24 protein-coding genes are annotated in these 25,260 nt (G+C 64.2%); 3 read left to right on the top strand and 21 right to left on the bottom strand.

Translation table 11 applies throughout. The features are described 5' to 3' along the window. Positions 1-17: 17 nt before the first annotated feature. Together GXY33_11925 and GXY33_11920 are read right to left on the bottom strand one after the other, a co-directional pair. On the bottom strand, positions 18-2,039 hold the full coding sequence (locus GXY33_11925; protein NLX05839.1) for a DUF4838 domain-containing protein: 2,022 nt from the start codon (positions 2,037-2,039) through the stop codon (positions 18-20). A gap of 47 nt (positions 2,040-2,086) precedes the next feature. Further along, the gene (locus tag GXY33_11920) at positions 2,087-4,684 is read right to left on the bottom strand and encodes a hypothetical protein (protein ID NLX05838.1); all 2,598 of its coding nucleotides are present in this window, start codon (positions 4,682-4,684) and stop codon (positions 2,087-2,089) included. A 192-nt stretch (positions 4,685-4,876) separates the two neighbouring features. Here GXY33_11920 and GXY33_11915 point away from each other — a divergent pair, with 192 nt between their 5' ends. Beyond that, on the top strand, positions 4,877-5,830 hold the full coding sequence (locus tag GXY33_11915) for a Gfo/Idh/MocA family oxidoreductase (GenBank protein NLX05837.1): 954 nt from the start codon (positions 4,877-4,879) through the stop codon (positions 5,828-5,830). A gap of 34 nt (positions 5,831-5,864) precedes the next feature. Here the strand turns inward: GXY33_11915 and GXY33_11910 are convergent, their stop codons facing one another. From GXY33_11910 to GXY33_11860, 11 genes are all read right to left on the bottom strand, one after another. Then, a complete protein-coding gene (locus tag GXY33_11910; protein ID NLX05836.1) occupies positions 5,865-7,388 on the bottom strand; it encodes a proline--tRNA ligase in 1,524 nt (507 codons plus the stop codon). 117 nt (positions 7,389-7,505) lie between these two features. Then, the gene (atpC, locus tag GXY33_11905; protein ID NLX05835.1) at positions 7,506-7,931 is read right to left on the bottom strand and encodes an ATP synthase F1 subunit epsilon; all 426 of its coding nucleotides are present in this window, start codon (positions 7,929-7,931) and stop codon (positions 7,506-7,508) included. Positions 7,932-7,933: 2 nt separating this feature from the next. Next, complete coding sequence (gene atpD, locus GXY33_11900) at positions 7,934-9,370, bottom strand: F0F1 ATP synthase subunit beta (GenBank protein ID NLX05834.1); 1,437 nt, start codon at positions 9,368-9,370, stop codon at positions 7,934-7,936. Positions 9,371-9,427: 57 nt separating this feature from the next. Further along, positions 9,428-10,300, bottom strand: a complete 873-nt coding sequence (gene atpG / locus GXY33_11895; GenBank protein ID NLX05833.1) for an ATP synthase F1 subunit gamma — start codon at positions 10,298-10,300, stop codon at positions 9,428-9,430. Between the two features lie 42 nt (positions 10,301-10,342). Then, a complete protein-coding gene (locus GXY33_11890; GenBank protein NLX05832.1) occupies positions 10,343-12,004 on the bottom strand; it encodes a F0F1 ATP synthase subunit alpha in 1,662 nt (553 codons plus the stop codon). Continuing rightward, a complete protein-coding gene (gene atpH, locus GXY33_11885) occupies positions 11,967-12,563 on the bottom strand; it encodes an ATP synthase F1 subunit delta (protein ID NLX05831.1) in 597 nt (198 codons plus the stop codon). Before atpH ends, GXY33_11890 begins: the two co-directional genes overlap by 38 nt. A gap of 9 nt (positions 12,564-12,572) precedes the next feature. Further along, positions 12,573-13,163, bottom strand: coding sequence for a F0F1 ATP synthase subunit B (atpF, locus tag GXY33_11880; protein ID NLX05830.1), 591 nt, complete (start codon positions 13,161-13,163; stop codon positions 12,573-12,575). A gap of 54 nt (positions 13,164-13,217) precedes the next feature. Beyond that, entirely contained in the window at positions 13,218-13,508 is a 291-nt protein-coding gene (atpE, locus tag GXY33_11875) for an ATP synthase F0 subunit C (GenBank protein NLX05829.1), read from the bottom strand. A 126-nt stretch (positions 13,509-13,634) separates the two neighbouring features. Next, a complete protein-coding gene (locus tag GXY33_11870) occupies positions 13,635-14,495 on the bottom strand; it encodes a F0F1 ATP synthase subunit A (GenBank protein NLX05828.1) in 861 nt (286 codons plus the stop codon). A gap of 4 nt (positions 14,496-14,499) precedes the next feature. Further along, on the bottom strand, positions 14,500-14,937 hold the full coding sequence (locus GXY33_11865; protein NLX05827.1) for a hypothetical protein: 438 nt from the start codon (positions 14,935-14,937) through the stop codon (positions 14,500-14,502). A 113-nt stretch (positions 14,938-15,050) separates the two neighbouring features. Beyond that, positions 15,051-15,326 carry an AtpZ/AtpI family protein gene (locus GXY33_11860; protein NLX05826.1) on the bottom strand — a complete coding sequence of 92 codons (276 nt, stop codon included), beginning with the start codon at positions 15,324-15,326 and terminating at the stop codon, positions 15,051-15,053. 205 nt (positions 15,327-15,531) lie between these two features. Between GXY33_11860 and GXY33_11855 the strand changes: the two genes are divergently transcribed. After that, the gene (locus GXY33_11855) at positions 15,532-15,957 is read left to right on the top strand and encodes a hypothetical protein (GenBank protein ID NLX05825.1); all 426 of its coding nucleotides are present in this window, start codon (positions 15,532-15,534) and stop codon (positions 15,955-15,957) included. Between the two features lie 130 nt (positions 15,958-16,087). Here GXY33_11855 and GXY33_11850 read toward each other — a convergent pair whose 3' ends face one another. The 5 genes from GXY33_11850 to GXY33_11830 all read right to left on the bottom strand — a co-directional run bounded on the left by GXY33_11850 (position 16,088) and on the right by GXY33_11830 (position 21,553). Next, on the bottom strand, positions 16,088-16,312 hold the full coding sequence (locus tag GXY33_11850; protein ID NLX05824.1) for a NifU family protein: 225 nt from the start codon (positions 16,310-16,312) through the stop codon (positions 16,088-16,090). Positions 16,313-16,411: 99 nt separating this feature from the next. Then, entirely contained in the window at positions 16,412-16,984 is a 573-nt protein-coding gene (locus tag GXY33_11845; GenBank protein ID NLX05823.1) for an aminodeoxychorismate/anthranilate synthase component II, read from the bottom strand. A gap of 61 nt (positions 16,985-17,045) precedes the next feature. Next, positions 17,046-18,743, bottom strand: a complete 1,698-nt coding sequence (locus GXY33_11840; GenBank protein ID NLX05822.1) for an AarF/ABC1/UbiB kinase family protein — start codon at positions 18,741-18,743, stop codon at positions 17,046-17,048. Between the two features lie 59 nt (positions 18,744-18,802). Next, complete coding sequence (locus GXY33_11835) at positions 18,803-19,906, bottom strand: YjgP/YjgQ family permease (GenBank protein NLX05821.1); 1,104 nt, start codon at positions 19,904-19,906, stop codon at positions 18,803-18,805. 9 nt (positions 19,907-19,915) lie between these two features. Next, positions 19,916-21,553, bottom strand: a complete 1,638-nt coding sequence (locus tag GXY33_11830; GenBank protein NLX05820.1) for an LptF/LptG family permease — start codon at positions 21,551-21,553, stop codon at positions 19,916-19,918. A gap of 202 nt (positions 21,554-21,755) precedes the next feature. Here GXY33_11830 and GXY33_11825 point away from each other — a divergent pair, with 202 nt between their 5' ends. After that, positions 21,756-22,511, top strand: a complete 756-nt coding sequence (locus GXY33_11825; protein NLX05819.1) for a ComF family protein — start codon at positions 21,756-21,758, stop codon at positions 22,509-22,511. Positions 22,512-22,527: 16 nt separating this feature from the next. Here GXY33_11825 and GXY33_11820 read toward each other — a convergent pair whose 3' ends face one another. The 3 genes from GXY33_11820 to GXY33_11810 form a co-directional block, all read right to left on the bottom strand. Further along, positions 22,528-22,992 (bottom strand): 6-carboxytetrahydropterin synthase, encoded by a 465-nt coding sequence (locus GXY33_11820; protein NLX05818.1) that lies wholly within the window; start codon positions 22,990-22,992, stop codon positions 22,528-22,530. Positions 22,993-23,169: 177 nt separating this feature from the next. After that, the gene (locus GXY33_11815) at positions 23,170-23,688 is read right to left on the bottom strand and encodes a purine-binding chemotaxis protein CheW (GenBank protein NLX05817.1); all 519 of its coding nucleotides are present in this window, start codon (positions 23,686-23,688) and stop codon (positions 23,170-23,172) included. Positions 23,689-24,021: 333 nt separating this feature from the next. Further along, the coding region (locus tag GXY33_11810; protein NLX05816.1) for a methyl-accepting chemotaxis protein at positions 24,022-25,260 on the bottom strand (1,239 nt) is incomplete at its 5' end.

The raw sequence follows: 25,260 nt of genomic DNA, 5'->3' as shown, positions 1-25,260 counted from the left end.
CCCCCTGCCACCGGCGGTCATCCAGCCGGCAGGAGTTCGAGGATGCGGCGGAGGGCCTGGTGCGGATGCAGGCCCTTGCGGGAGTCGAGGCAGTAGCGAGCCCAGAAGTGGGAGAGGACGAAGCCGTTGCGGTGCGTCTCGAGCCAGGCTTCCCAGCGGTCCCAGTGCTCCAGGGCGGCCAGGGCAATTCGGCGAACGGCGGCGGGATCGCCGAGTCTCTGAACCGCTTCCGGCGTCACGTCACCGTGGGTCATGGGCCATCCCTTTTCAGCCAGGGCGTGAGAGGCACCGGCGGCTTGGACGGCCAGTTCGGTCGTTCGCAGGCCCTGTTCGACGAAATCGATCCGTCGGCGCTGGGCGGATAGCGGGTCGACTTGCGAGCGGGCGCGGTCGAGGGTCTGGCGGCAGGTGGTCAGGAAGTCGGCTGGGTAGAGGCGGCGGACCTGGTCGAACGGGGTGAGGCGCTTGGATTGGTCGGTCTTTTCGCCCATCGAGTCGCCGGTGCCGGCCATACCCTTGGTCTCTTTCCAGCGGGTTCGCCAGAGGTTGAAGTAGTCGGTCATAGCCGCGGCGGCGGCGCCGAAGGCGCTGGCGCAGAACCGGTCCAGCTCGGCGTCCACGTCGGACGCGGTATTCCACAGGACGCGTGAGAGGAACCAGAGGTTAAAGGCGTTGGTGGCAAAGCCGGTGCTCGCCTGGGTCGAGTAGTGGGCGGCGCCTCGGCGGTGAAATTCGCGGACGGAGCCGGCGATCAGGTCGGGAAAGCTGCGGACCACGCCGGGCCAGGCACCCTGATCGTAGTACTCGTAGATGCCCAGTTCGTCAGCGTTCTTGGCCAGTGTGGCGACGTTGTCGAAATCGGCCTGGCGAAAGCCGTCGTCCCAATGCTGATGACACTGGACACAGAACCAGGCGATCACGTTCGGGGCGAGTTTGACCTTTCTGGGCGGGTCGCGATAGACGCTGTAGACCAGCAGCAGGAGCAGCTTGTCCGGGTGCGACTCAGCGATACGGGCGGCGACGTGGTTGGCGAAGGTGAAGATGCGGTCGGTGATCGGGCCGGTGATTCGCATGGCGGGCCCGGTCTTGTCGGCGTCATCCTTGAAGGCCGCCTCCAGTGCGCCGCCGGCGGTCCGGACCGCCTGAGGCGGCGGATTGCCGCAGGCGACGTCGAGGGCGATGCAGCGGTCGCATTCGCAGAAGCCGGTGCCGTCGTTGGGCGAGATGCTCATTACATCGTAGTCCGGGTGCGCGTTGAAGAACGCCCGGACCTTCTCGACGAACAGGTCGAGAAGCTGCGGATTGGTGGTGCAGAGCTGGCCGCCGTGCTTGCCGGTGAAGTTGGCCAGGCCGGCCTCGCGCGAGCCGTTGATTTCAGCGAAAAACTCGGGATGGGTTCGGCCGTAGACCAGCGGGCTGACCAGTTCGCCCCACGTGTGGCCCATGTAGACCTTGAGGCCCCCCAGGCGGTTTCGTTGCTGCCAGCGGTGGAAGTCGGCCATGGCGGCGGCATCCGGGTGCAGGTGGAACTCCTTGATCGTCCACTTGCTCTCGTGGGCGGGATCGATGTCCGCGAAGAGCAGGTGCCGCCAGAGGTAATCCGGACCGTCGGACCATTCACCGACCGGGATGGCGAGCGAATCGAGCGACTTGCAGGCCTCGCCGTCCGGGCCGGGCCAGAGCCAGACGAAGCCGCAGTACTGTTCGAGAAGGCCGTAGACGGCGTTGAGAAAGCCCGCGGGCGTTTCGGCGCTGATGTCCAGGGAATCGGAAGTGACGCGAACGCGGAAGGTATCCTTGGTCAGGCAGTTCATTGAACGTGGCAGAAGGTTGAAGCGGATCCGGACCGGCGTCTGTCGCCGCGGTTCAAGCGGGTCTTCGAAGACGTCCGAGCCGTCGATGAACAGCCGGGCGCCGGTGGCCAGGGCCACGCCGTGAACCAGTTCCATCGCCGCCTCCTGGGCGGCCCGGCGGCTGGGCTCCTGAAGGACGATCCGGGCGTTGGGCCGGCGGTCGCGGACGAGCAGGCATTCGGGCATGGTCTGATATCATCCTTTCTTTTGTATCGTGGTCCTGAGGGATGAACCTAGCCGATGATGAGAGTCCGGCCGGAAGCGATGGTGACCGGCTTGGACAGGCGAAGCATGCCCTTTTCAGAAATCGTCGATACCTTGCCGACTTTGACCCTCTTGCCGTCGGAAAACAGACTATCGGAGAAGGAGTTCAGCGTCAGCGACCCCTCTTCGACGGTCAGGAGCACCCGACCGCCCTTCCGCTGATATACGCCCCACGCCCCGTCGATACACCAGAAGCAGGAGAAGTTCTTCTGGTTGATCACGGGAGCAAAGCCGATGTGCTTGTTGACCATGTCGAAGCTGAAGCCCGACAGCGCGGGCAGCAGCGCGTAGCTGGCCATCGAGCGGGAGTAGTTGCTGCCGCACTCGAACTCGTTCCACGGGTTGCGGTTCTCGCCGTCGTAGCGGAGGCGGACGGCGCGGATGACCTGCAGGCCCTCGTCGACCAGGCCTTCCTGGATCATGTGAATGCCGGCTTGGTATTCGAAGCCGTTCATGGCCTCCTCGGCGTACGGGATGGGCACCGCGGGCTTGCCGCCGCGCGGCCAGTCGCAGATCACCAGGGCCGGCTCGTCATTGAGGGCATAGAGGCGGCAGGGGTTGAACTCGTCGCGCATGGACTTCTTGAAATTGTGCCGGTAGATGGCCCGCAGGGCCTTTTTGACCTGGCGCGGATTGAAGATTTCGCCGAGACCGACCAGGTTGGCGTGCCACTGGGCGAGTACCTGATCGCACTGGCAGCCGTCGGCAACCTGGTACTTGAGCTGGCGGTGCTCGGCGTCCCAGTAGTAGTTCTGCACGGATTGCGGGCTTCGTCGCTGCTCGGCCGACTCGAACTTCGTAAACGGCTTGAGGATGGATCGATCGGCCAGATCGACCTTCTGGTGGTAGAATTCGCCGTTGAAGAGATTCTTATCGACCCACGTTTTGCCCTGGGCGAAGAGTTCGCGGTATTCCTTTGCCTTGCCTGGCTCGCCGAGATGCTCAGCCATCTCGGCGGCGGCTTTGAGGGCGGCCAGGTAGAAACCGGTGAGCCACGAGTTGGGGCCGAAGAGCTCGACGTCGAGGGTGTGGTGCTGGCGGCCTTCGAGCACGCCGTCGCGGTCGGCGTCCCAGAGGTGCTCGTTGGTCGTGGCCCAGGCGAATTCGAGGGATTTGCGGATCGAGGGCCACCACTTCCGCAGCCATGCGTCGTCGCCGGACATCTTCCACTCGCGGTAGCACTTGATGATGGTGCCGAACTGGCCGTCGGCGCAGGCGAAGTCCTGGCGGGCCCGGCCCAGGGGCAGGCGAAGGCGGAAACCGAGCTTGCCGTCGTCGCGCATGCTGTGGGTGTACTCCAGTTCTCGCATCGAACGTTCGAGGTTGGGAAATAGGAACGGAAGGGCGTAGGCGTAGTTCCAGACGTGTTGACAGGAGCCTTCGCAACAGCCGCAGGTCGGGCAACAGCCCTCAAAGCCGTAGAGTGATCCGTCCTCGAGGCGAAGGACGGTCGGGCTTTTGAGGATGGAGATGTTGGCGGAAACCGCGTCGAGCACGTAGTCCGGCAGCGTCGAGCCGAAGAGGGCGTTCTTGAAGCTTTGGGTCCGGCTGTGCAGGCGGTCCCAGTGCTTAAGCACATAGCCGGCGGCGTCGGTGGAGTCTTTGAAGAGCGAGGCGTAGTAATTCTTCCACCGGTTGGTCGGGCATTTCTTTTCGTCGCAGGTTGGCGGCTGCCAATAGTTGCTGACGTTGGGGAAGTGCCAGGCAATCACGAAACGGACCTGTTTGGTCTGGCGCGGGCCGACCTCGATCCGGGCGGCCAGCGTGGTGTGACCGGCTTTGGCCTCGTTGCCGCCTTCGACCGGTTTGGCGCAGCGTCGGGCAGGCAGCGGACCGATGCGGGCGAAGTCGCGCCAGTAGACTTCAAGGTTGTCGAACCAGTGGCCGACAAACCAGGTTTCCTGATGGCTGGTCTGCGAGGCGTCGGTGGCGATGGTCATGTCGCCGAATTCCAGGTCGTCGGGTTTCCACTTGGGCGACGAGAGGCGGATCAGTTTGGCGCCAGCCTTCTTGGCGAAGCGGTTGACGGCCTGCTCCGCGTGAGGGTTCAACAGCGTGCCGGCGATCGTGTAGCGAATCTTCCTGGCCGTCGGGTTTTCGATCTCGACGACGAAGCAGGCGGCGGGAATGCTGGAATCGCGGTCGTTGAGGGGAATAAAGGGATTGAACGCATGGAGGCGGACGCGGCCGGGAAACTGGCGGTCATTGAACTCGACGGTGGCGAAGGGAAACTCGCCGACAAACTCGGTGGAGCGGAAGTGCGGCAGGCCCTGGAGGCTGGTGCGCCGGATGCCGAAGCCGAAGCTCTGCCAACTGGTGCCGCCGGAGGTCGCCGAGCCGGTGTAGGGCGGATGGGCGTCGCCGACCAGGGCGCGGGCGTCGAGCAGTTTTCCGCCGGCCTCAGCCTTAACCGCAAAGTGCGAAAAGCCGAGATGGCTGCCCTTGTTGGGCTTGTTGAAGATCTCCCAATCGACGAGGGCCCCGTTGCCGGCCAGCCCAATCGACCCGCTGCCGATCCCGCCGAGGGGAAATGAGATTTCCCGGGTCTTTTCACCGCGATACCGCATGGGTTGCCTCCTGCATCAGACGACCGGCAAAGCGGCCGTCCGGTGGTTGGTTTGCATTTGGACCATTAGCGGCATTCTATAACCCCGATCGAGGGATGCAAGGGAATCGTGGCGGGCGGCGTTGACTCACGGGGCGGGCGGGGTAGAATGGCGGCCTGCGGCTGCAACGTCGGCTGCGGTAAGGAGCGGATCATGGCGAAGAGGCGGGTAACGATCGGGATCATCGGCGCGGGCGGGATCGCCCCGGTGCATATCAACGCGTTCCGCAAGTTCTCCAGGCGGTGCGAGGTGACGGCGATCTGCGACATCGGCGCCGAGGCGGCCAAACAGAAGGCGGAGCAGTACCACCTGAAGGCCTACGGCGACCACGTCGAGATGCTGGAAAAAGGGAAGCCCGACGCGGTGATCATCTGCACGCCGCCGGACTCGCACGCCGCGATTGCCCTGGACGTGCTGGCAAGCCGCTGCGCGGTGCTGTGCGAAAAACCGCTGGCCATGACCGCAGCCGAGGGACGCAGGATGGTGCGGGCGGCTGGAAAGGCGGGAACGTTGTTCATGGTCGCGTTCTGCCACCGGTTCCACGAGCCGATCGTGCGGATCAAACGGGAGATCGACCGCGGGCGCTTCGGGCCGGTCACCACATTTCGCAACGTCTTCTGCAGCAGCGCGGGCAACGCCTATGGGCGAGGCGGCAACCTGATGGACAACGGCTCGCACTCGGTGGACCTGATGCGGTATCTGCTGGGCGATCCGTGGAAGGTGGTCGGCGCCCAGTTCCGGCCGAAGAAAGCCATGAACCTTGATAAGGTCATCGACGTGACCATGCTGCTGTCGGGTCCGAACGAGGCGATGGCGTATCTGGAGGCGGGCAGCCGCCACGCCGGCGGACGGGCGACGGTCGAGGTCTGCGGCCATCGGCAGTCGGCCATCTACGACTACGCCGCCGGCGACCGGATGCGGTGGTTCCGCCACGACGTGTGGGAAGACGTTGAACTCGGAGCATTCCCCAGCCGCTTCGAACGCCAGGCGGAGCATTTCCTCAACTGCCTCACCAAGCCGGAGGCGTGCATCACCGACATCCACAGCGCCCAGAAGACGATGGAACTGAGCGAGAAGATTCGCGCGAAGGCGGAAGCGGCGCTGTAAAGACCGCCAGCCCCGCAAGTGGCAGCGGCGAACCTCAATACGCCTTGGCAAAGACCACGCGGCGGGCGCTGGGCCGGCCGGTGAAGATGCACGTGCCCGGTTCGTCCTGGCCGTCGAGCGGAATGCAGCGGATCGTGACCTGAAGGTCGCGGGCCACCTGGTCCTCGACGGCTGGATCGCCGCACCAATGGGCGAGAGCGAAGCCGCCGTGAATCTCGGGCTTTTCGGCGTTGGCGGGCGTGAAGAACCTGTAGAACTCATCGCGGTCGTCGATCTTGACCGTGTTCTCGTCGCGGAAGGTCTTGGCCCGCTGATAGAGCGTCTCCTGCATCTCGTCGAGGACCTTGACCAGTGAGCCGACGAACTCGGCGCGCGGCTGGCCGGTTCGCTGCTTGATGGGCAGGTCGCGGCGGCCGACGAAAACCGAGTCGGAGGCGATGTCGCGCGGCCCGACTTCGAGACGGATCGGCACGCCCTTCTTGACCCACTCCCAGCTCTTCTCGCCGCCGCGCTTGTCGCGGGCGTCAAGTTCGACCCGCACGGGCCGGCCGTGGTAGCTCAGGTCGCGAAGCTCGCGGGCGAGTCGGTCGCAGTATTCCATCACCTGGCTTCGCGTCTCCTCCTTGTGGATCACCGGCAGGATCACCACGTGGGCGGGGGCGAGGCGCGGCGGCAGAACGAGGCCGTCGTCGTCGCTGTGCGTCATAATCAGCCCCCCCACCAGCCGGGTCGAAACGCCCCACGAGGTGGTCCAGGCGTAGACCTCCTGGCCCTGGTCGTCGAGGAACTTGATCTCCGAGGCGTGCGAGAAATTCTGGCCGAGGAAGTGCGAGGTGCCAGCCTGCAGGGCCTTGCGATCCTGCATCATCGCCTCGATCGAGTAGGTCGAGACGGCCCCGGGAAAGCGCTCGCCCTCGGTCTTCTCGCCCTGGATCACGGGCATGGCCATGGCGTTGCGGGCGAAGTCGGCGTAGACTTCGAGCATACGCCGGGTCTCCTCGGTTGCCTCCTGCCGGGTGGCGTGGGCGGTGTGGCCCTCCTGCCAGAGGAATTCGGTGGTCCGCAGGAACATGCGGGTGCGCATCTCCCAGCGGACGACGTTGGCCCACTGGTTAATCAGAAGCGGCAGGTCGCGGTACGACTGGACCCACTTGGCGAACATGGCTCCGATGATGGTCTCGGAGGTCGGCCGGACGATCAGCGGCTCTTCCAGCTCGCCGACGGGCACGAGCTTGCCCTCGTCGTTGGCGGCCAGGCGATGGTGCGTGACCACCGCGCACTCCTTGGCGAAGCCCTCGACGTGCTGAGCCTCCTTCTGGAGGAAGCTGATCGGGATGAACAGGGGAAAATAGGCGTTCTGGTGGCCGGTGGCCTTGAACATGGCGTCCAGCGTCTGCTGGATGTTCTCCCAGATACCGTAGCCCCACGGCTTGATGACCATGCAGCCGCGGACCGGCGACGGTTCGGCCAGGTCGGCGGCACGGATCACCTGCTGGTACCATTCGGGGTAATCCTCGGTCCGGGTCGGGGTAATGGCGGTCTGCTCTTGTGCGCTCATCGACAACCTCAATTGCGTTTACGAACTGTCACTATGGAATACCGGATAATAGTACAGCCTCGGCGGCCAAGATCAAATAGCCGATTGAGACTTTCGACCGGCGGCGGTTCTCGCCGGTCAGGCGTGCTTGCGGAGGTGCAGGTGGTAGACCGATTCCTTGGCGTGGGCGGCGGCCAGGGCGGCTTCGCGGGCCTCACGCTGATCGGAAGTCTCGACGGGCATGGCCTGGGCCTCGCCGATCTCCTGATGGAGGTCCCGAGGATTGATGCTTTCGGCGGCGACGGCGGTGGTGGTCACCACCGTCACGTCATTGTCGAAGACCTCGGCGAACCCGCCGCGGACATAGTAGTGGTGGCTGGCGCCCTTGCGATCGATCCGCAGGAGCCCCGGCCCGAGTTTGCACAGCAGCGGAGCCCGCTCGGGCAGAATGCCGAACTGCCCGTCGTGGGCGGTCAGGACGACGAAATCGGCCTCATGGTCGGCCAATTTGCCCTCCGGAGTAACGACCGTGCAGCGGAGCTGTCCGACGACGCCGTCCGGCATGACTAGCGGCCCTCGCTCTCAAAGGACTTGGCTTTTTCCTCGGCCTCTTCGATCGACCCGACGTACATGAAGGCCCGCTCGGGCAGGTGGTCCCACTTGCCTTCGGTGATCTCCTTGAAGCTGCGGATCGTGTCGGCCAGCGGCGTGTACTTGCCCGGCAGCCCGGTGAACGCCTCGGCCACAATGAACGGCTGCGAGAAGAAGCGTTCGATCTTGCGGGCCCGCGAGACCACCAGCTTGTCCTCTTCGCTGAGTTCGTCGACGCCGAGGATCGCGATGATGTCCTGGAGTTCACGGTAGCGCTGGAGGATCTGCTGGACCTTGCGGGCGACCGCGTAATGCTCCTCGCCGACGTACTGCGGATCGAGGATGCGCGAGGAACTGCCCAGCGGATCGACGGCGGGATAGATGCCCTTGCCCGCGATGCCGCGATCCAGCACGATGAAGGCGTCGAGGTGGGTGAACGTGGTGGCCGGAGCCGGGTCGGTCAGGTCGTCGGCGGGCACGTAGACCGCCTGGACCGAGGTGATGGCCCCGTAGCGGGTCGAGGTGATCCGCTCCTGGAGGGCGCCCATCTCGGTGCCGAGGGTCGGCTGATAACCGACAGCCGACGGCATCCGGCCCAGAAGGGCTGAGACCTCGGAGCCGGCCTGGACGAAACGGAAAATGTTGTCGACGAACAACAGCGTTTCGGCCCCGCTCTCGTCGCGGAAGTACTCAGCCATCGTGAGGGCCGAGAGGGCCGCCCGCAGACGGGCGCCCGGCGGCTCGTTCATCTGGCCGAAGACCATCGTCGTGTTGTCGATGACCGACTTGCCGGTGTCGCCGATCTTGGTCTCCTGCATTTCGAGCCACAGGTCGTTGCCTTCCCGGGTGCGTTCGCCGACGCCGGCGAAAACGGAGTAACCGCCGTGTTTGGTGGCAATCCGGGCGATCAGTTCCTGGATGACGACGGTCTTGCCGAGTCCGGCGCCGCCGAACAGGCCGACCTTTCCGCCGCGAACGAACGGGGCGAGCAGGTCGATGACCTTGATGCCCGTCTCGAAGGTTTCGGTCTTGGGCTCCAGGTCGGCGAACTCCGGAGGGTCCTGGTGGATGGCCCGCGACTGGGCCGCCTGGATGGGGCCTCGCATGTCCACCGTCTCGCCCAGCAGATTGAACACCCGCCCAAGGGTCTCGTTGCCCACCGGCACCTTGACCGGCGCGCCGGTGTCCATGATCTCCATGCCGCGGACGATGCCGTCGGTGGACCCGAGCGAGACCGCGCGAACGCGGCCGGCGCCGAGCTGCTGCTCGACCTCGCAGGTCAGGTTGATCCTGCCGACCGGGCTGTCCGCCTCGATCTTCAGGGCGTTCAGGAGGGCCGGCACCTGGTCTTCGTCAAACTCGGCGTCCAGCGTCGAACCGATGATCTGAACGACCTTGCCCATATTCGCCATGGATCTATCTCCTTGCTATGCCACTTTTCCGAGCGGCCCGACCGCGGACGGCGGCCGCTACATCGCCTCGGCCCCGCCCATCAGTTCGGTCAGTTCGCCGGTGATCTGCGACTGCCGGGCCCGGTTGGCGTCGCGGGTGAGGCTCTTGATCATCTCGGTCGCGTTGTCGGTGGCCGCCTTCATCGAAATCATCCGGGCCACGTGCTCGGAGACCACCGCGTCCATGAAGCACTGGTAGAGCCGCACGCTGACCGCCTCCGGCAGCAGTTCGGCCAGAAGCTGTTCGGCGGGCGGCGTGAATTCGTACTCGTGTTGCCAGACGACCTGGGAGGTCTGGTTGGCGGCCGGGGCGGCGGGCGTCGCGGGCAGCAGTTGGATCACTTCCGGGTTCTGCCGGGACGCCGAGTGGAACCGCATGTAGCCGACATAGACCGCGTCCACCTTGCCGCTGACAAAGTCGCGGCGGTAGCCGTCGGCAATCTGTTCGACCTGGGCGTAGGTGGGGTTGTCGCCGAGCAGATGGCGATGGACGACCTGGACGCCGGTGTAGCGCATGTAGGCGTTGCCCTTCTTGCCGACCACCGACAGGTCGACGTCGAGCCCCAGATGCCGCCGCTCGTGGTAGAAGCCGAGCGAGGTGTTGATGACCTGGCTGTTGTATCCGCCGCACAGGCCGCGGTTGGCGCTGATGATCAGCAGGGCGATCCGCTGGGGCTGTTCGACCTTGCGGAGCAGCGGGTGATCGACCTGGGCGTAGGCTGAGACGTTGGCCACCATCCGGGCGATCTGCTCGCTGTACGGGCGAAACCGCGTGGCCCGGCTGAAGGACCGCTGGAAGCGGGCGGTCGCGATCAGTTGCATGGTCCGCGTGATCTTGCGGATGTTCTGCACCGCCCGTCGTCGCCGAAGTATCGCTCGCGTCTTGGCCATCGGTGTGCTCGCCGCGGATTCGCCGCGCCCGCCGCAGCGGGGCTACGACCGCTTGAAGGTCTCCTTGAACGTCTTGATCGCCTGGCGGATGCCCTCCTCCAGGTCGTCGGTCAGCTCGCCCCTGGACTGCAGTTCGTTATAGATGTCGGTCGTCTGGTCCCGCATGAACTTGAGGAACCTGCTTTCGAACTCGTGGACCCGCGGAATCGGGACGTCGTCCAGGAAGCCCTTGACCCCGGCGTAGATGATCAACACCTGGTCGGTGACGGACATGGGCACGTACTGCGGCTGCTTGAGGATCTCGACCATGCGGGCCCCGCGGTCGAGCTGGGCCTGGGTGGCGGCGTCAAGTTCGGTGCCCAACTGGGCGAACGCCTCGAGCTCGCGATAGGCGGCCAGGTCGAGCCGCAGCGAACCAGCGACCTTTTTCATGGCCTTGTTCTGGGCCTTGCCGCCGACGCGGGAGACGCTGATGCCCACCTCGACCGCCGGCCGGACGCCCGCGAAGAACAGGTCGGAGACCAGGTATATCTGCCCGTCGGTGATACTGATGACATTGGTGGGCACGTAGGCCGAGACCTCGCCCTCGAGGGTTTCGATGATCGGCAGCGCGGTCAGCGAGCCGCCGCTGCCGGGCACGACCCGCACCTCAAGGCGGTCGCGGTTGTCCATCCGCCCCAGGTCGGTCTTGGCCTCGTGGATGCCGGGCACGCCGACGTAGACCTTGCCGTTGACGCCCTCGCGGGTGTCCGGCGGCGAGGTCATCTCGACGATGACGCGGCGTTCGGCGAGTTTGGCCGAGCGTTCGAGCAGGCGGCTGTGCAGATAGAAGATGTCGCCCGGATAGGCCTCGCGGCCGGGAGGCCGGCGAAGCAGGAGGCTCAACTGGCGGTAGGCCTGGGCCTGCTTCGAGAGGTCGTCGTAGATGCACAGCGTGGCCTGGCCTTCCTCGTACATGAAGTGTTCAGCCATGGCGCAGCCGGCGTACGGGGCGACGTACTGGAGCGGGGCCGGATCGGCGGCCGAAGCGGCCACGACGATGGTGTAGTCCATCGCGCCGGCCCGCTTGAGCGTATCGACCACGCTCGCGATCGTCGACTCCTTCTGGCCGACCGCGACGTAGACGCAGATCACGCCCTGGCCCTTCTGGTTGATAATCGTGTCGAGGGCGATGGCGGTCTTGCCGGTCTTGCGGTCGCCGATGATCAACTCGCGCTGGCCGCGGCCGATGGGGGTCATCGAGTCAATGGCCTTGAGGCCCGTCTGGAGCGGTTCGGTGACCGGCTGGCGTTCGGCAATGCCGGGCGCCGGCGTCTCGACCGGACGGCGGCGGGTGGTGACGATGGGCCCGCCGTCGTCCATCGGCTGGCCGAGCGGGTTGACCACGCGGCCGATCAGCTCCGGTCCGACCGGCACCGAAAGCAACTGCCCGGTGCATCGGACGCTGTGGCCCTCCTCGATGGTCAGGTAGTCGCCGAGCACGACGATGCCCACGCTGCCTTCCTCGAGGTTGAATACCTGGCCGTAGACGCCGCTTTCGAACTGGACCATCTCGCCGGCCATGGCCGAGGTCAGGCCGTAGACCCGGGCGATCCCGTCACTGACCTCCAGCACCTGCCCGACATTGGCCAGATCCAGCTCGGTCCGGAAGTTCTCGATTTCCCGCTTAATGACCGACGTGATCTCGTCCGCTTTGAACTTCATCTTCGCCTCGTTGGGTTAAACGTTCTTTCATCATGGCCAGTTGCGTCCGCACCGACGCGTCGATCAGGGTGTCGCCCGCCCGGGCCACGAAACCGCCCATGATCGCCGGATCGACCCGGTGCGTGATCACCGGCTCGCGCTTCAGGTACTTGCCGAGGGCTTTGCGGATATCCGCCATCGTGGTCTCGTCGACGTCCGTCGCCGTGGTCAGCCGCGTCCGAACCCGACCGCGGAGGCGGTCCAACTGGTCCCGGAACGCCGCGATCATCTCGGGCAGCATGCCCAGCCGGCCCCGACGGTTCATCACCGCCAACGTGCCGGCCAGCATCTCATCGCAGCCGGACCCGATCCGCTCGACCAGCCGACGGCGATCCTCGAAACCGACCACCGGGGACTCAAAGAGCGTCACCAGTTCCGGGTGCGCCTCGAGCACGCTGCGCAAACCGGCAAGCTGCTCGGCGATGCGATCGACCGCGTCGCCCGCCTGGGCCAGCTCGAAAAGGGCCGAGGCGTAACTCGCAGCGATCCGACGACGTTCGTAACGGTCTTCAGCGGCCATGGTTTCCTGCTACGACTTGGGCTCCAGTTCGTCCAGCGTCTCCAGCGACTCATGGATCAAAACGCGATGGTCCTCGGCGTTGACCTCGCGACCGAGGATGCGGGCGGCCAGATCCGCCGCCAGGTCCGCGCTCTTGCCGTAGATCTCCCGCAGGGCTTCGCGCTTGGCCAGTTCGACCTGCCCGGTGACCTTCATCAGGGTCTCCTGGGCCTGCTTCTGGGCCTCGTGGAGCATCTCGGTCTTGATCCGCTCAGCCTCGCCCGAGGTGGATTTGAGAATCTTCTCGGCTTCGACCTGGGCGGCGGCCAGCTTGCTCTCGTACTGCGAGAGCAGGTCCTGGGCCTCCTTCCGCTGGCGGCTGGCCTCGTCGAGTTCGCCGCGAATCCGATCCTCCCGCTTGCGCAGGGCGTCGAGCAGGTTGGGCCAGGCGAACTTGCCCAGCACGACGATCAGGACCACGAAGACCACCAACTGCCAGATGGCGGTGCCGTACCCGCCCGAGAACAGCGAGGGCGTTTCGCCCTCGGTCTCGGCGGCCAGCGCAGCCCCCGCCTGGATCAGGCAGGCCGTTCCAATGCGCATCCACGTGCTTCGGCCCATTGCCGAACTCCTCAAATCTACCATTCTATCCGTCCGGACGGCGGTTGCCACGCGCTAGACGAAGATCGCCAGCAGGCAGACGACGACGCCGAACAGGGTGGCGCCTTCGATCATCGCCGCGGTGATGATCATGGAGGTGAAGATCCGGCCGCCGGCCTCCGGCTGACGGGCGATGCTCTCGCACGCCGAAGCGGCGATCCGCCCGATGCCCAAGCCGCCGCCGATCAGAACCAGTCCGGCCCCGATGGGTCCGGCGAAGTGGGCGGCCCCGGCGCTGTCGAACAACAGAGACTCGGGACCCGCGACGACCGCCTTTTCCGCCGCCTGGTGCTCCGTCTGGGCCATGGCCATCGAGGTCATTCCCAGCACGATCATCGTCAACGCCACCATCGAGAGAAACCTGCTCGACATCGAGAAACCTCCAAAAAAGTTGAGCACAACCGAAAGTCGGACTCCGTTCCGCGGCCGGCACTAGTGATCCTGATGCACGGCCATGCCAATGAAGATCGTCGCCAGGAACGTAAAGATGTACGCCTGGAGAAACGCCACGAACAACTCCAGCAGCGTGATCGCCACGCTGCCCACAACGCTCACGCTCGCCAGGGCAAACCCGCTCAGGTAGCCCTGGGCGAAGGTGATGAAGAACAACAGGACGGCCAGCAGGATGTGCCCGGCGATCATGTTGGCGAACAACCGAATAGCCAGGGCCACGCTCTTGACCACCGCTCCCAGAAACTCCAGTCCCAGAAGCGGCAGGAATAGGATAATGCCCAGCGCGCCCTCGATATGAGGAACCATCTTGTACAGGTAGACCGCCACGCCGAAAAGGCCGGCCGTAATCGGCGAGCGGCCCGCATGACGCTGATGCCGAACGTTCTGGGCAATGCCCGAAAGATGGATGAAGACGAACATGAAGCCGGCCAACGCCCCGGTGACATAAATGTTGCCGGTGGCCGTCCCGCCCCACTCGTGCAGTTCGCCCCTGCTGACCAGATAGACAATCGCCGCGATGGGGATGATGCCCAGCAGATTGGCGAAGAGAATGAAGAAGAACGTGGTCCAGATGACGCCGATGAACCGGTCGGTCTCGTCGTGGAGAATCGGGCGGGCGACCTCGTCGCGGAAGTAGACGCAGATCGACTCGAAGAAATTCCGCACGCCCGACGGCACCAGCGACCGGTAGCGGGTCATCGGCACGAACACGATCAGCATCAGCAGCGCGGCCACCGCCGACATGAGCATGTGGTTGTTGACCACGATCGGGCCGACGTGGAAAAGGTCGTGGCTGACCACGTGCTCCAGCGGACTGGCTGCGACGAGTAGACCCAACATCAGACTATCCTGAAAAACTGCACTGCCGAACCGTTCGAACCGCCAAAATCGTCTCCGCGGCCAGACCGATCAGGTAGAAGGCCACGGCGGAAATCAGGAACACGGCGCTGCCGTCGAGGGCGATGCCGACCGCCAGGACGCCGATGAGGGTGGCGAACAATCGTGCCGCCATGCCGCCCAGCCACCCCTGCGGCAGGTAGTCCGGCCGGTAGGTCCCCGTCAAAACCACGATCAGCGAACCGGCCGCTGAACCACCCATGCCCACCAGAAGGGCTGCGATCAGCGGCCCGAACCACGAGGCGCTACGTCCGATAACCATGGCCGCCCCTGCCGCCACCAGGATCGCCACCAACGGCACGGCTACCAGCGCCACCGCACTGCGGCGATCGATGGCGGCTGCCTGTAGCCCGCCTCGTTCACCTTGTTCACCGGCCTGTGGCATGTGACATCCTTGTCCAACGGCCCGGGGCTCCGCGCGCCCGGTCAAAAGAGATAGATGTTAAACATATGCCGGACAATGTCAACTATTTCCGCCCCACCCCGGAAAACGAATGGCTACTTCCGGCGACTCTCGCCCTCTTCCCTGTTCATTATAAGTGCCGCTTTTACAATTAGATACATCCCGACGGCAATCCCGACCAACGCCCCGACGAGCACCCCGACGGCGACATTGCCCCAGTGGCGGCCCAGAAAGTAGCCGATCACGGTGAAAAAGGCCACCGCCCCGGCAAACTCGAAGCCCACGCCGGAGTGCTTGAGGTACTTCCCGCCGATCCGGTCCCCGTGGCCGAGTTCCACGTCGAGGTTGTCGTCCTGCCTATCTTTGGCCATGACATTTTCTCAATTATCGGCCCCTGATGGATTATAGCTTTACGGCGATTGGAACCAGGGCACGATAAGTGTCCCGTGCCAGGAGCAACTGTCCGGTACGGAAGCCAGCCGATGCGAAATGGACGCAGAAAAAACTGAATGGAGACTACTCCCATTCCGGTTTCTCATACAGAAGGCGTCAAGTGGCGTTACGAGGAGAAAAATTATGAAGAGCGGCGGAAGAGTGTTGTCCTGTCTGGTCGTCGCGGGCATCGGCGTTGCAGCGGCGGGCTGCGGGGAAACACGTGTTTCCTCGGTTCAGCAGATGGAACAGTATGTGGGCATCTGGCCGTTGCTTGTGGCTCAGAAGTCCGGACAGCCCGAGCCGGACGGAAGCGGCTGGGTCAACGAGAGGGGGAACGTACTCCTGCTGATCGGCTGGGACCATCACCGACGGTACGACGGGGACGGCGCGATGGTCGAATTTGACGACCACAACTACATCTTCCCGCTCTTTGACGCCTGGCGCAGCGAGCACAACGGGCGGACCTCGGCCAAAGGAAGCATCCTGCTGCTGCTCAGCTACAACGATGACGGGGACTCATCCGCAGCCCAGGACGCGGCCACAACAACGGCCGAGGCCGCCCCATAATTGGGGCATGCCCAGATAGGAATACGGTCCGGCGGGTCATTCCGCCGGACCGTGTCTTTGGGCTCTAAGCAGATGATGATAGGCGACGGAGCGGCAAACCAACCGGCCTGCCGCCCATCCACGCATATCACTATTGAACCGCGACGACTTCCTTGACCTGCGGCACCTTTTCCTTCAGCCGCCGCTCGATCCCCATTTTCAGGGTCATCTGGGCCATCGGGCAGCATCCGCACGCCCCCTGAAGGCGGACATTGACCGTACCGTCGTCTTCCACGTTCACCAATTCCACATCGCCCCCATCCGCCTGCAGCGCGGGGCGAACGCCGTCGATCACTTCCTGAACCTTGTCTTTCAATTCCTTATTTCCCATCGTTCGCTCCTTTTAAGGTTTCCTGAAATCGTATCGCGATACGGGAGTAAAGGAAACCCTCTTTCAATACTTGATTGAAATCAATTACAGCTTAAGAAAGTTCTCAATGATTTTATAACCGGCGTCGGTGAGAAAGCTCTCGGGATGGAACTGAACCCCTTCGATCTTGTGCTGCCGGTGGCGCAGACCCATCAGTTCGCCTTGGTCGGTGGTGCGGGCGGTGATTTCCAGGCACTCGGGCAGCGACGCCTCCTCGACCATCAGGCTGTGGTAGCGGGTGGCGGTAAACGGGTTTTCCACCTGGGCAAAGACCCCCCTGCCGTCGTGTTCGACCTGGCTGGTCTTGCCGTGCATGAGTCGGCCGGCGCGGACGACCTTGCCGCCGAAGACGTGCCCGATGCACTGGTGGCCCAGGCACACCCCGAAAAGCGGCACCTGCCCGGCGAACTGGCGGATGACCTCGTTGCTGATCCCAGCCTCCAGGGGCGTGCAGGGGCCGGGCGAGATGATGATCCGCTGAGGGGCGAGTTGTCGAATTTCCTCGATGGTGACCTGGTCGTTACGGAAGACGCGGGTCTCTACGGAGGGGTCGATCTCGCCGATCCGCTGGACGAGGTTGTAGGTGAACGAGTCGTAATTGTCGATCAGTAGGATCATCGCATTGCTCCACGCGACGGCGGTACGGCCGCCGGGTTATTGTAGCGTAACGACGGTTGGATTACGAGAGCTTGCCGCTGCGGATGATCGCGATCAGCAGGTAGAGGCCCATGACCGCGGCGACCAGGTAGCCGGTCAGGCCGAGGATGGGCATGCCGCCGAACCAGGTGGGTCCGACTCGGGCATGGACGATCAGGCTGGAGCCGACGATGATGCCCGCGACGACCATGGCGAAGGAGATCCGGTTGCTCGAACGGTCCAGTTCGCGGGTCAGCTCGTAGAGCCCTTCGTGGCCCATGACCACCTTGAGTTCGCCCCGCAGGAGTTTGCGCGAGAGTTCGCGGACCATGCCGGGCAAATCCTTGACCAGCATGGCCCCGTGCCAGACTCCCAGCAGGGCTTCGCGGCCGAGGTTGTCGCGGCCGAAGAGTTTGAGCAGGGCCTGGCGAACGCGCGGGCGGATCACCTCGTTGGGGTTCATGTCGCGATCGAGCTGCAGCGCCGCGCCGCCGACGTTGACCAGGCTCTTGCCCATCATCACGAAGTCCCGCGGCAGGCTCACGTGGTGTTTGCGGGCCAGGGCGCTCATCTCGTTAAAGACGATCTGAAAGTTCATGTAGCGCAACGGCAGGGCCTGGTACTTATCGAGCAGGGCGCCCAGATCGCGTTTGAGCAGTTCGACGTCCGTCGCCGTCGTCAGGGCGTTCATGGTGGCCAGCAGGTCCATCACCAGGTCCATTTGTCGGTAGGTCGCAGCGGTCATCAGGACGATGAAATAGGCGCAGCGTTTGGAGTCGAGCTGGCCGGCCATGCCGAAGTCAATGATGCCGATGGTGGCTGGGGGAATCACGATCAGATTGCCCGGATGCGGGTCGGCGTTGAAGACGTTCAGTTCAAGGTACTGCTGCATGAACGCGTCGACCAGGGTGCGGGCGAGTGCCCGGCGCTGAATGGGCAGGTCCGGGTCGGAGAGGGCCTCGTTGAAGCTTCGGCCCTTGAGGTACGTCATGGTCAGCACGCGGTTGGAGGTCAAGTCCCATCGGACAGCGGGCGTGACTACGTTGGAGTGATTGGCGAAGAAACGGTGGATTCGTTCGGTGACGGTCGCCTCGTTGAGCAGGTCCATTTCGCGGGCGATGGTCTGCGAGAACTCGTCGATCACGGAGGTCGGCTGATAAAGCCGCACTTCCGGAATGTACTTCTCCATGCTCTCGGCGAGGCGGGTCAGAATGTGCATGTCAAGCCGGACGAGTTGGTCGATTCCGGGACGGCGGACCTTGACCACGACGTCGCAGCCGTCGAAGGTTCTGGCCCGGTAGGTCTGGGCGATCGACCCGCTGGCCAGCGGGACCGGGTCGAACTCGGCGAAAAGCTTGGCGACCGGGTTGCCCAGGTCGGCTTCGATGATGCGGTGGGCCTGAGGCGTGGGAAAGGCGATGACGCGGTCCTGAAGCGTGCGCAGGTCGTCCATCCAGTCGGACGGGATCAGGTCCGGCCGCGAACTGAGCAGTTGTCCGAGTTTCACGAAGGTCGGACCGAGTTCCTCGCAGAAGGCGACAAGCCGCTTGCCCACGCTGGCCTTGGCGACCTGTTCATCCGGGACCTCACGGCGCCCGAGCCATCGGCCGGACCAGGGGACATGCCGGCGAAGGCGCAACTGGGAAACCCACGTGCCGAATCCGTGGCGGGCCATGGCCGAGACGATCTGTCCCAGGCGCTGGGTGTAGCGGATGGTCATGGGCACGGTGAAAATCGACATCGGTCCGTTCCCGGTTTGTACCCCACTGATTTTCCGACGTCGGTCCCGTCGATCCGGCGTCAGGTCTTGATGCTCGTGATCAGGTACGTGGCCACCGGCCCGAACACGAGGATCGGCATCCACGCGGCCAGGGCCGGATAGGCCGAGGTCGACGCCACGTTCTGGCTGACGAAGGCCAGCATGAAGCACAGGATCGCCAGGGCCAGGCACCATCCCACCGACAACAGCACGTTGTGCGGCTCGCGATTCAGGAAGAACGGGATTCCCAGCAGCAGGATCAGAATGTTGACCACCGGCTGGGTGAATCGCACGTGCCGGGCGGCCACGATCTCGCGGATATCCGGCACCAGGTGAGGCTTGCGCAACAGGGCGTTGAGCTCGCCGAGGCCCATCAACCAGGTCCATCCGGCGGCCTGGCGAAGCAGAAGGTCGTCCGGCTGCCACTCGCTCTTGTAGTACTCCATCGGCCGGCGCTTGACTTCGCCGCGGACCACGAATTCCTCGACGTTGGAGGGCGCCTGAACCATGCCCCGCGTGAGGGCCCAGCAGCCGCGATCGGCGTCCCAGGTGGCGCTCTCAGCCGAGATCTTGGCCACCAGTTGGCCCTCGGCGTCCCGCTCGAGGACCAGCATCTCTTCCATCTTCTTTTCCGCCGGCACGTAGCGCGACGCGGTCAGCAGGGCGTTGCGGGAGTCGCGCAGGAAACCCAGCGAAAAGGCCCGCTTGCCGCCGGCCTCGCTGTGGGCGAGCACCAGCTTGTCCGCGATCCGCGGAATGATACACTCCTGATCGACCACCCACAGGGCGTTGAAGACCAGGCCCATCAGGATGATCGGCAGGGCCACCCGGTAGAGCGAGATCCCGCCGGCCAGCATGGCGGTCAGCTCGTTGCTGCGGTAGAGCCGGGCGAGGGTAAAGGCGGCGGCCACCAGCGTGATCATGCCCGCCACCTGGGCGAAGTAGAGGAAGCTGTGGTAGCCGTAGTAGCTGAGGATCTCCCGGATCATCCGCCGCATCGGCTTGTCCGGGTCGGCGAATTCGTCGATGTTGGCGAACATGTCCAGCAGCACGTAGAGGCTCATCATGATCAGCACGCTGATCAGGTAGCTGTAGGTGAAGCTGCGGATCAGGTAGCGGTCTATGGTCTTGATCGGATATCGCATGATGCGGTCCTAACGCTTCAAAAACTTGCCCAGAATGACGACGTCGGCCACGATCACCAGAGCCAGGCCCGACCAGATGGCGATCGAGCCGATCACCGGGTCGCCGGCCCGGCTGATCTGCTTGCCCGTCACGATCATCACCACGACCGCGAGCATGGGAATGAAGCTCAGGCCGAAGGCGCTGACGAAGTGCCCGCCGCGGAAGATGATGCCCAGCCCCGCTCCCAGGATCAGCAGCACCAGGGCGCTGGAGCTGTAGGCCAGGCGGGTGTTGATCTCAGCCATCGACTGGTTGAAGAACCGGGCCCGATTTTCGATCGCCTGATCGCGGACGTTGGCCAGGTACATGTCGCCGAAGTCCAGGGGGAAATCCGGGTCGAGAAGCTGATCGTCGGTATACTCCTCAGCTTCGGAGAGCGCCTCCGGAGCGGTCTGAAGGTTCTCCAGTTCGATGTCCGGCCGCTCCACCACCATGTTCGGGTCGGCTGAGGCGGTGTCCTGAATTCGCACGTCGCGAAGGCGGACCTGAGCCGCGGGAGGCGAACCGGGCCCACGATCGACCGCCAGGATTGATCCGGAGCGGGCCAGCAAGCTCTGAACGCCGGATGGACCGTTCCGCACTACCTTCACGTTGCCCTGGAGCAGAAGCTGGCCGTCCGGGCGGAGCGTCAGTTCGTCAGCGGTCACTGCGTAGCGGTGGTCGGCGTCCAACAGCCGGATCTCGCCCTCGCGCCGGAATTCGTCCATCTGCATCGCGGACGCCACCGCCTCACGCAGTTGCCCGCGAAGGGCGGCTACGCTTTCGGTCATCGGCTTGAAGGTCATCGGATCGCGGGCGATGTCCAGCAGCATCGGCAGCGGGAGGAACTTGACCCGCCGTTGATCCATCAGACCGTCCGGCGGCCTCAGGCTCTTGTCCGGGGTGTAAAAGTCGAACTGGACCATTTGCCCCTGCTCTTCGTCGAACATGCGCACTTTATTGAAGCAGAAGTCGATCCGCAGGCCGTCCGGGTCATAGTCGAAGAAGATCAAAGCTGACCTGGCCGTCCCGTAACGGACAGGCACGTCGTCCTGCTGCTCGAGGAAGGTCACCTGGGAAAGCTGAATGTGGCCGCGCGACATGGTGCCGTCCGGCTGACGCTTCGGCAGCACCGATCCGTCGACCCGATCGGCGTGCAAGGCGCGACCCATGTGGGCGAGATACCCGCGCCGACGGAGCTGGAACTCAGCCATGCTCTGAAGGTTGCCCTTGACCAGCCGGCCGGTCCGCTCGGCCAGATCGGGAATGACGAAGTTCTCGAGCCCGAAGGTCAGGACGGTCACGATGATGCTCAGGACGAACGCTGGGATCAGCAGCTTGTGGATGTTGATGCCGCTGGCCCGGCAGGCGTTGATCTCATTGTCCGAAGAGAATCGCCCGTAGGTGATCGTCGTGCTGAACAGGGCCGCCACCGGCAGGGCGTAGGTCAGCACGACCGGCAGCAGGTAGATCAGCAGCTTGACCATCTGGTCGGCTGTGATTCCCTGGCTCATCAGCAGGTCCTTGACCCCTCCGCCGAAGCCCAGCATCGCGGTCAGGGCGACCACGGTCAGCAGGAACGCCCGGAACAACTCGCGAAAAATGTACCGTTGCAGAATAACAATCATGGTTTGTTTCGTTTCACTCTCTGTCCGGTCCGCGCCGCATCGCATGCCCGGCGGCTGACGCTCTCCGAGCACGCCGGTACCGGTGGTTTCTCAGGTCTCCCATTGCGGTCCATACATTAGTGCGTAAAATACCAGCGGCAGTAGGCTTATGCAACCATGGTTTGAAGGTCCAGGCGGGACCAACCCGGATGGCGGTGGGCCGATGGCAGTTCTGCGGGAAAGACTGGCCGGACTGGGCGAGCATCTGGCCGCTCTGGCATTTCCCCGGCACTGTGTGGCCTGCCAGAGGCTGCTCGGCCCGCAGGCCAACTGGTGCCCCCCCTGCTGGAATGAGTTGGTCATTACCCGCCAGCGGCCCTACTGCCCGACCTGCGGCCGTCCGTTGGGCCCTCACCAGAGGATTACCCGCAAGAAACGCTGCGCCGGCTGCGAGAACGAGCCCTGGGTGCTGGCCGGGCTCTGCCTGGTGGGCACGTACGAGCCTCTGCTGTCCGAGGCCATCCGCAACTACAAATACAACAAGCACTTGCATGCCGGCCAGGTTCTGGCGGAGCTGTTGGCGGGACACTTGGCGGACCGGCTGTGGATCGAGGAGGTGGATGTCCTGGTGCCGGTGGCCAGCCACTGGAGCCGGATCTGGCGAAGGGGCTTCGACCACACCCGCCTGCTGGTTGAGCATCTGGCCAGGCGAACGGGCATCCCGGTTCTGAGAGTGTTGGAGCGGACGCGGGCAACGGCGCCGCAGGTGAACTTGAGTGCGACGTCCCGAGCCGAGAACATCAGTGGAGCTTTTAGAACTAAATCTCATATGCCGCTGGATGGAGCCGTGGTGTGCCTGGTTGACGACGTGATGACCACCGGGGCGACCATCCGGGAGGCCGCCCGTGCCCTGCGAGGCGGCGGGGCGCGCCGGGTGTACGGGGCTGTAATCGCCCGGGCGGCGGTGCCGAGGATCTGAGGGCCGTGCTCACCGGTCAGTCCGCCTCGTATTCCGCCCAGGCGCCGGAGGTTTCCCAGACCCGCACTTTCTCCAAATGGGCGTAAGGATTGAGCTTATAGCGGACGCCATGCCGGTTCTCCACCGTCGGCTGGGCCAGACGGCGGACGATGTGCTCGAAGAGCTCACGGGCCAGGACCTCGCTGCTGGGGTCGCGATCCTGGAAAACGACCTTTCGGGGGTTTTCGGCCTGCGTTTCAACGGTGCGCGTATCGGCGGAGTTGATCATCATGGCATGGTCCCAGCCGTCCAGGCACTCCTCGACGATGGCCTTAATGGCTCCGAAGTCGCAGACCATGTCATTGTCATCCAACCGCTCGGCGGCCAGGACGACCTCGACGCGGTAGCCATGGCCGTGCGGATAGCGGCATCGGCCCGGGTGCTTGCCGAGCACATGGGCGGCTTGGAACTCGAAATGTTTGCACACGCGGTACACGATCATCTCCGGAATGTGACGGACAATTGTAGTCCCGGCCGGGTGGGTTTACAACCGCAAGGGGTGGCGGCCAGGCGGGTAAAACGGGAACAGGCGGCCGTACCCCCCAGGCCGGCCGCCTGTTTATGACAAATCGCAAGCTCGAAACTATCTGGAAGTGGTTGAGCCTCGGCTGCGGGACGCTCAGGCCCCAGCCTCCTCGGCCACCGTATCCACCAGTTCGATTTCGGTGCTCGAGAGCACCTTCTCGATGTCGAGCAGGATGACCACCCGCTGACCCACCTTTCCCATGCCGAGGATGAACTCGGTATCGACGTTCGTGCCGAAGGAGGGGGCCGGCTCGATCTGGTCGCCGGTGATGTCCATCACCTCAGAGACCTCATCCACGATGATGCCCATGGTGATCTGGCCGGTGCTCCGGGCGACCTGGACAACGATGATGCAGGTCTTTTCGGTGTCCTGCTGCTCGGACATGCGGAACTTGAGTCTCAGGTCCACCACCGGAATGACCTTGCCGCGCAGATTGATCACCCCGCGGACGAAGTCGGGCATGCAGGGCACGCGGGTGACCTGCATGATGCCGATGATTTCCTGGACTTTGAGGATCTCCAGACCATAGACCTCACTGGCCAGGTTGAAGGTCAGGTACTTGCCCGCCTCAGCCCGGACCGGGGTCGTTGCAGCGACGGTGTGAGAGTCCATCGAACGGCTTTCCTGACCTTTCACTGCGGTGGTCATCATTCAGCCCTTTCGTTTTCACGACAAGTGCGGCTCAAACGGCCGCTGGGTGCCCCAACGTGTGTCGAGCTATTGGTATAGTCGGTAAAACAGGCGACCACTTTAGGTAAGAGTCCTCGCATGGCGTTTTTCCATCCGGCGGATCGGCTGGGATGCTCAAACGCCCGATAACTTTCGAAACGAGGCATCCGCCGACTACCGGCCGGTGGACGCGTAAACGTGTAAAAAAAGGGGTAGGGGCGAAGGAGGAGTAGCGCCTTCGCCCCTGCTCCGGGGTAAACACTGGGGTAGTGTAGACTAGAACTCCGTCAGATCGCCATGACCGTCAACGGACTTCCCGCAGGCGGCCGCCTTGGGAGTTTTGCTTTTGTCCATCGTGGCCGCGAGCGTCTTGCCCTTCGGCTGGGCCCTGGCGGCTTGGTCGCCGGATTGCGCGGACCCGGCGCCGGCGCCTTCGACGAGCCGGACCAGGGCGCCGACCAGTTCGGTCAGTTCGACCGCCTGGGCCGAGAGTTCCTCGGAGGCGCTGGCCGACTCCTCGGCGTTGGCTGCGTTGGACTGGGTGACTTTGTCCATCTGGGCCACCGCCGTGTTGATCTGGTCGATGCCCTGGGCCTGCTGATCCGAGGCCGAGGAGACGTCATTGACCAGCGTGGTGACCTGATGGACGCCTTCGATGATCTCCTTAAGCACGTTCTCGACTTCGCTCGAGACGCTCACGCCGTGTTCGGCGTTGCCTTGGGCCTCCTCGATCAGCGTGGCGGTGTTCTTGGCCGCCTCGGCCGACCGCTGGGCCAGATTTCGCACCTCCTCAGCGACCACGGCAAAGCCCTTGCCCGCCTCGCCGGCCCGCGCGGCTTCGACCGCGGCGTTGAGGGCCAGCAGGTTGGTCTGGAACGCGATCTCGTCGATCGTCTTGAGGATTTTGGCCGTCTGGTCGGATGAGGTCTTGATCCTGGCGATGGCGTCGCTCATGCGGCGGATGGCCTCGCCGCCCTTCTCGGCGGCCGAGCCGACCTCGTTGGTCATGCCGCTGGCCTGCTTGGCGTTCTCGGCGTTCTTTTTGGTCATCGAGGCCATCTCCTCAAGCGAGGAGCTGGTTTCCTCGAGGCTCGATGCCTGCTCGCTGGCGCCTTCAGCCATCTGCTGGCTCGACTGGGACACCTGCCCCGACGCCGCCGCCACCTGCTCGGCCCCGCTCCGCAGACCGGCGATCACCCGGTTGATCGGCAGCGAGATCGAGCGGACCAGAAAGATGCTGATGGCCAGGCCGGCCACGACCGCGACAATCGAGACCAGGGTCACCGTCCACTGCGAGATGTCGGCGGTGGCGTTGAGAGCCTCTTCGGCCTGCTTGCTCTGCTCGGCGAAGTGCTCCCGCAGGGCCGCAAGCTTCTCCTGAGTCTGCTTGAGGACGGCCAGGGTCTGGCTTGTGAAGATGTCCGTGCCCTTCTGCTGGGCTTCTTCGATCTCAGCTTCGGCTTTGATCGCTTCCCGAAAACCCTTGTCCACCGCGTGGAGGGCGGTCAGCGTCGT

Source organism: Phycisphaerae bacterium (assembly GCA_012729815.1).
Taxonomy (GTDB): domain Bacteria; phylum Planctomycetota; class Phycisphaerae; order JAAYCJ01; family JAAYCJ01; genus JAAYCJ01.
The sequence above is the reverse complement of the archived record's forward strand: the minus strand, read 5'-3'. Positions and strand labels throughout refer to the sequence as shown.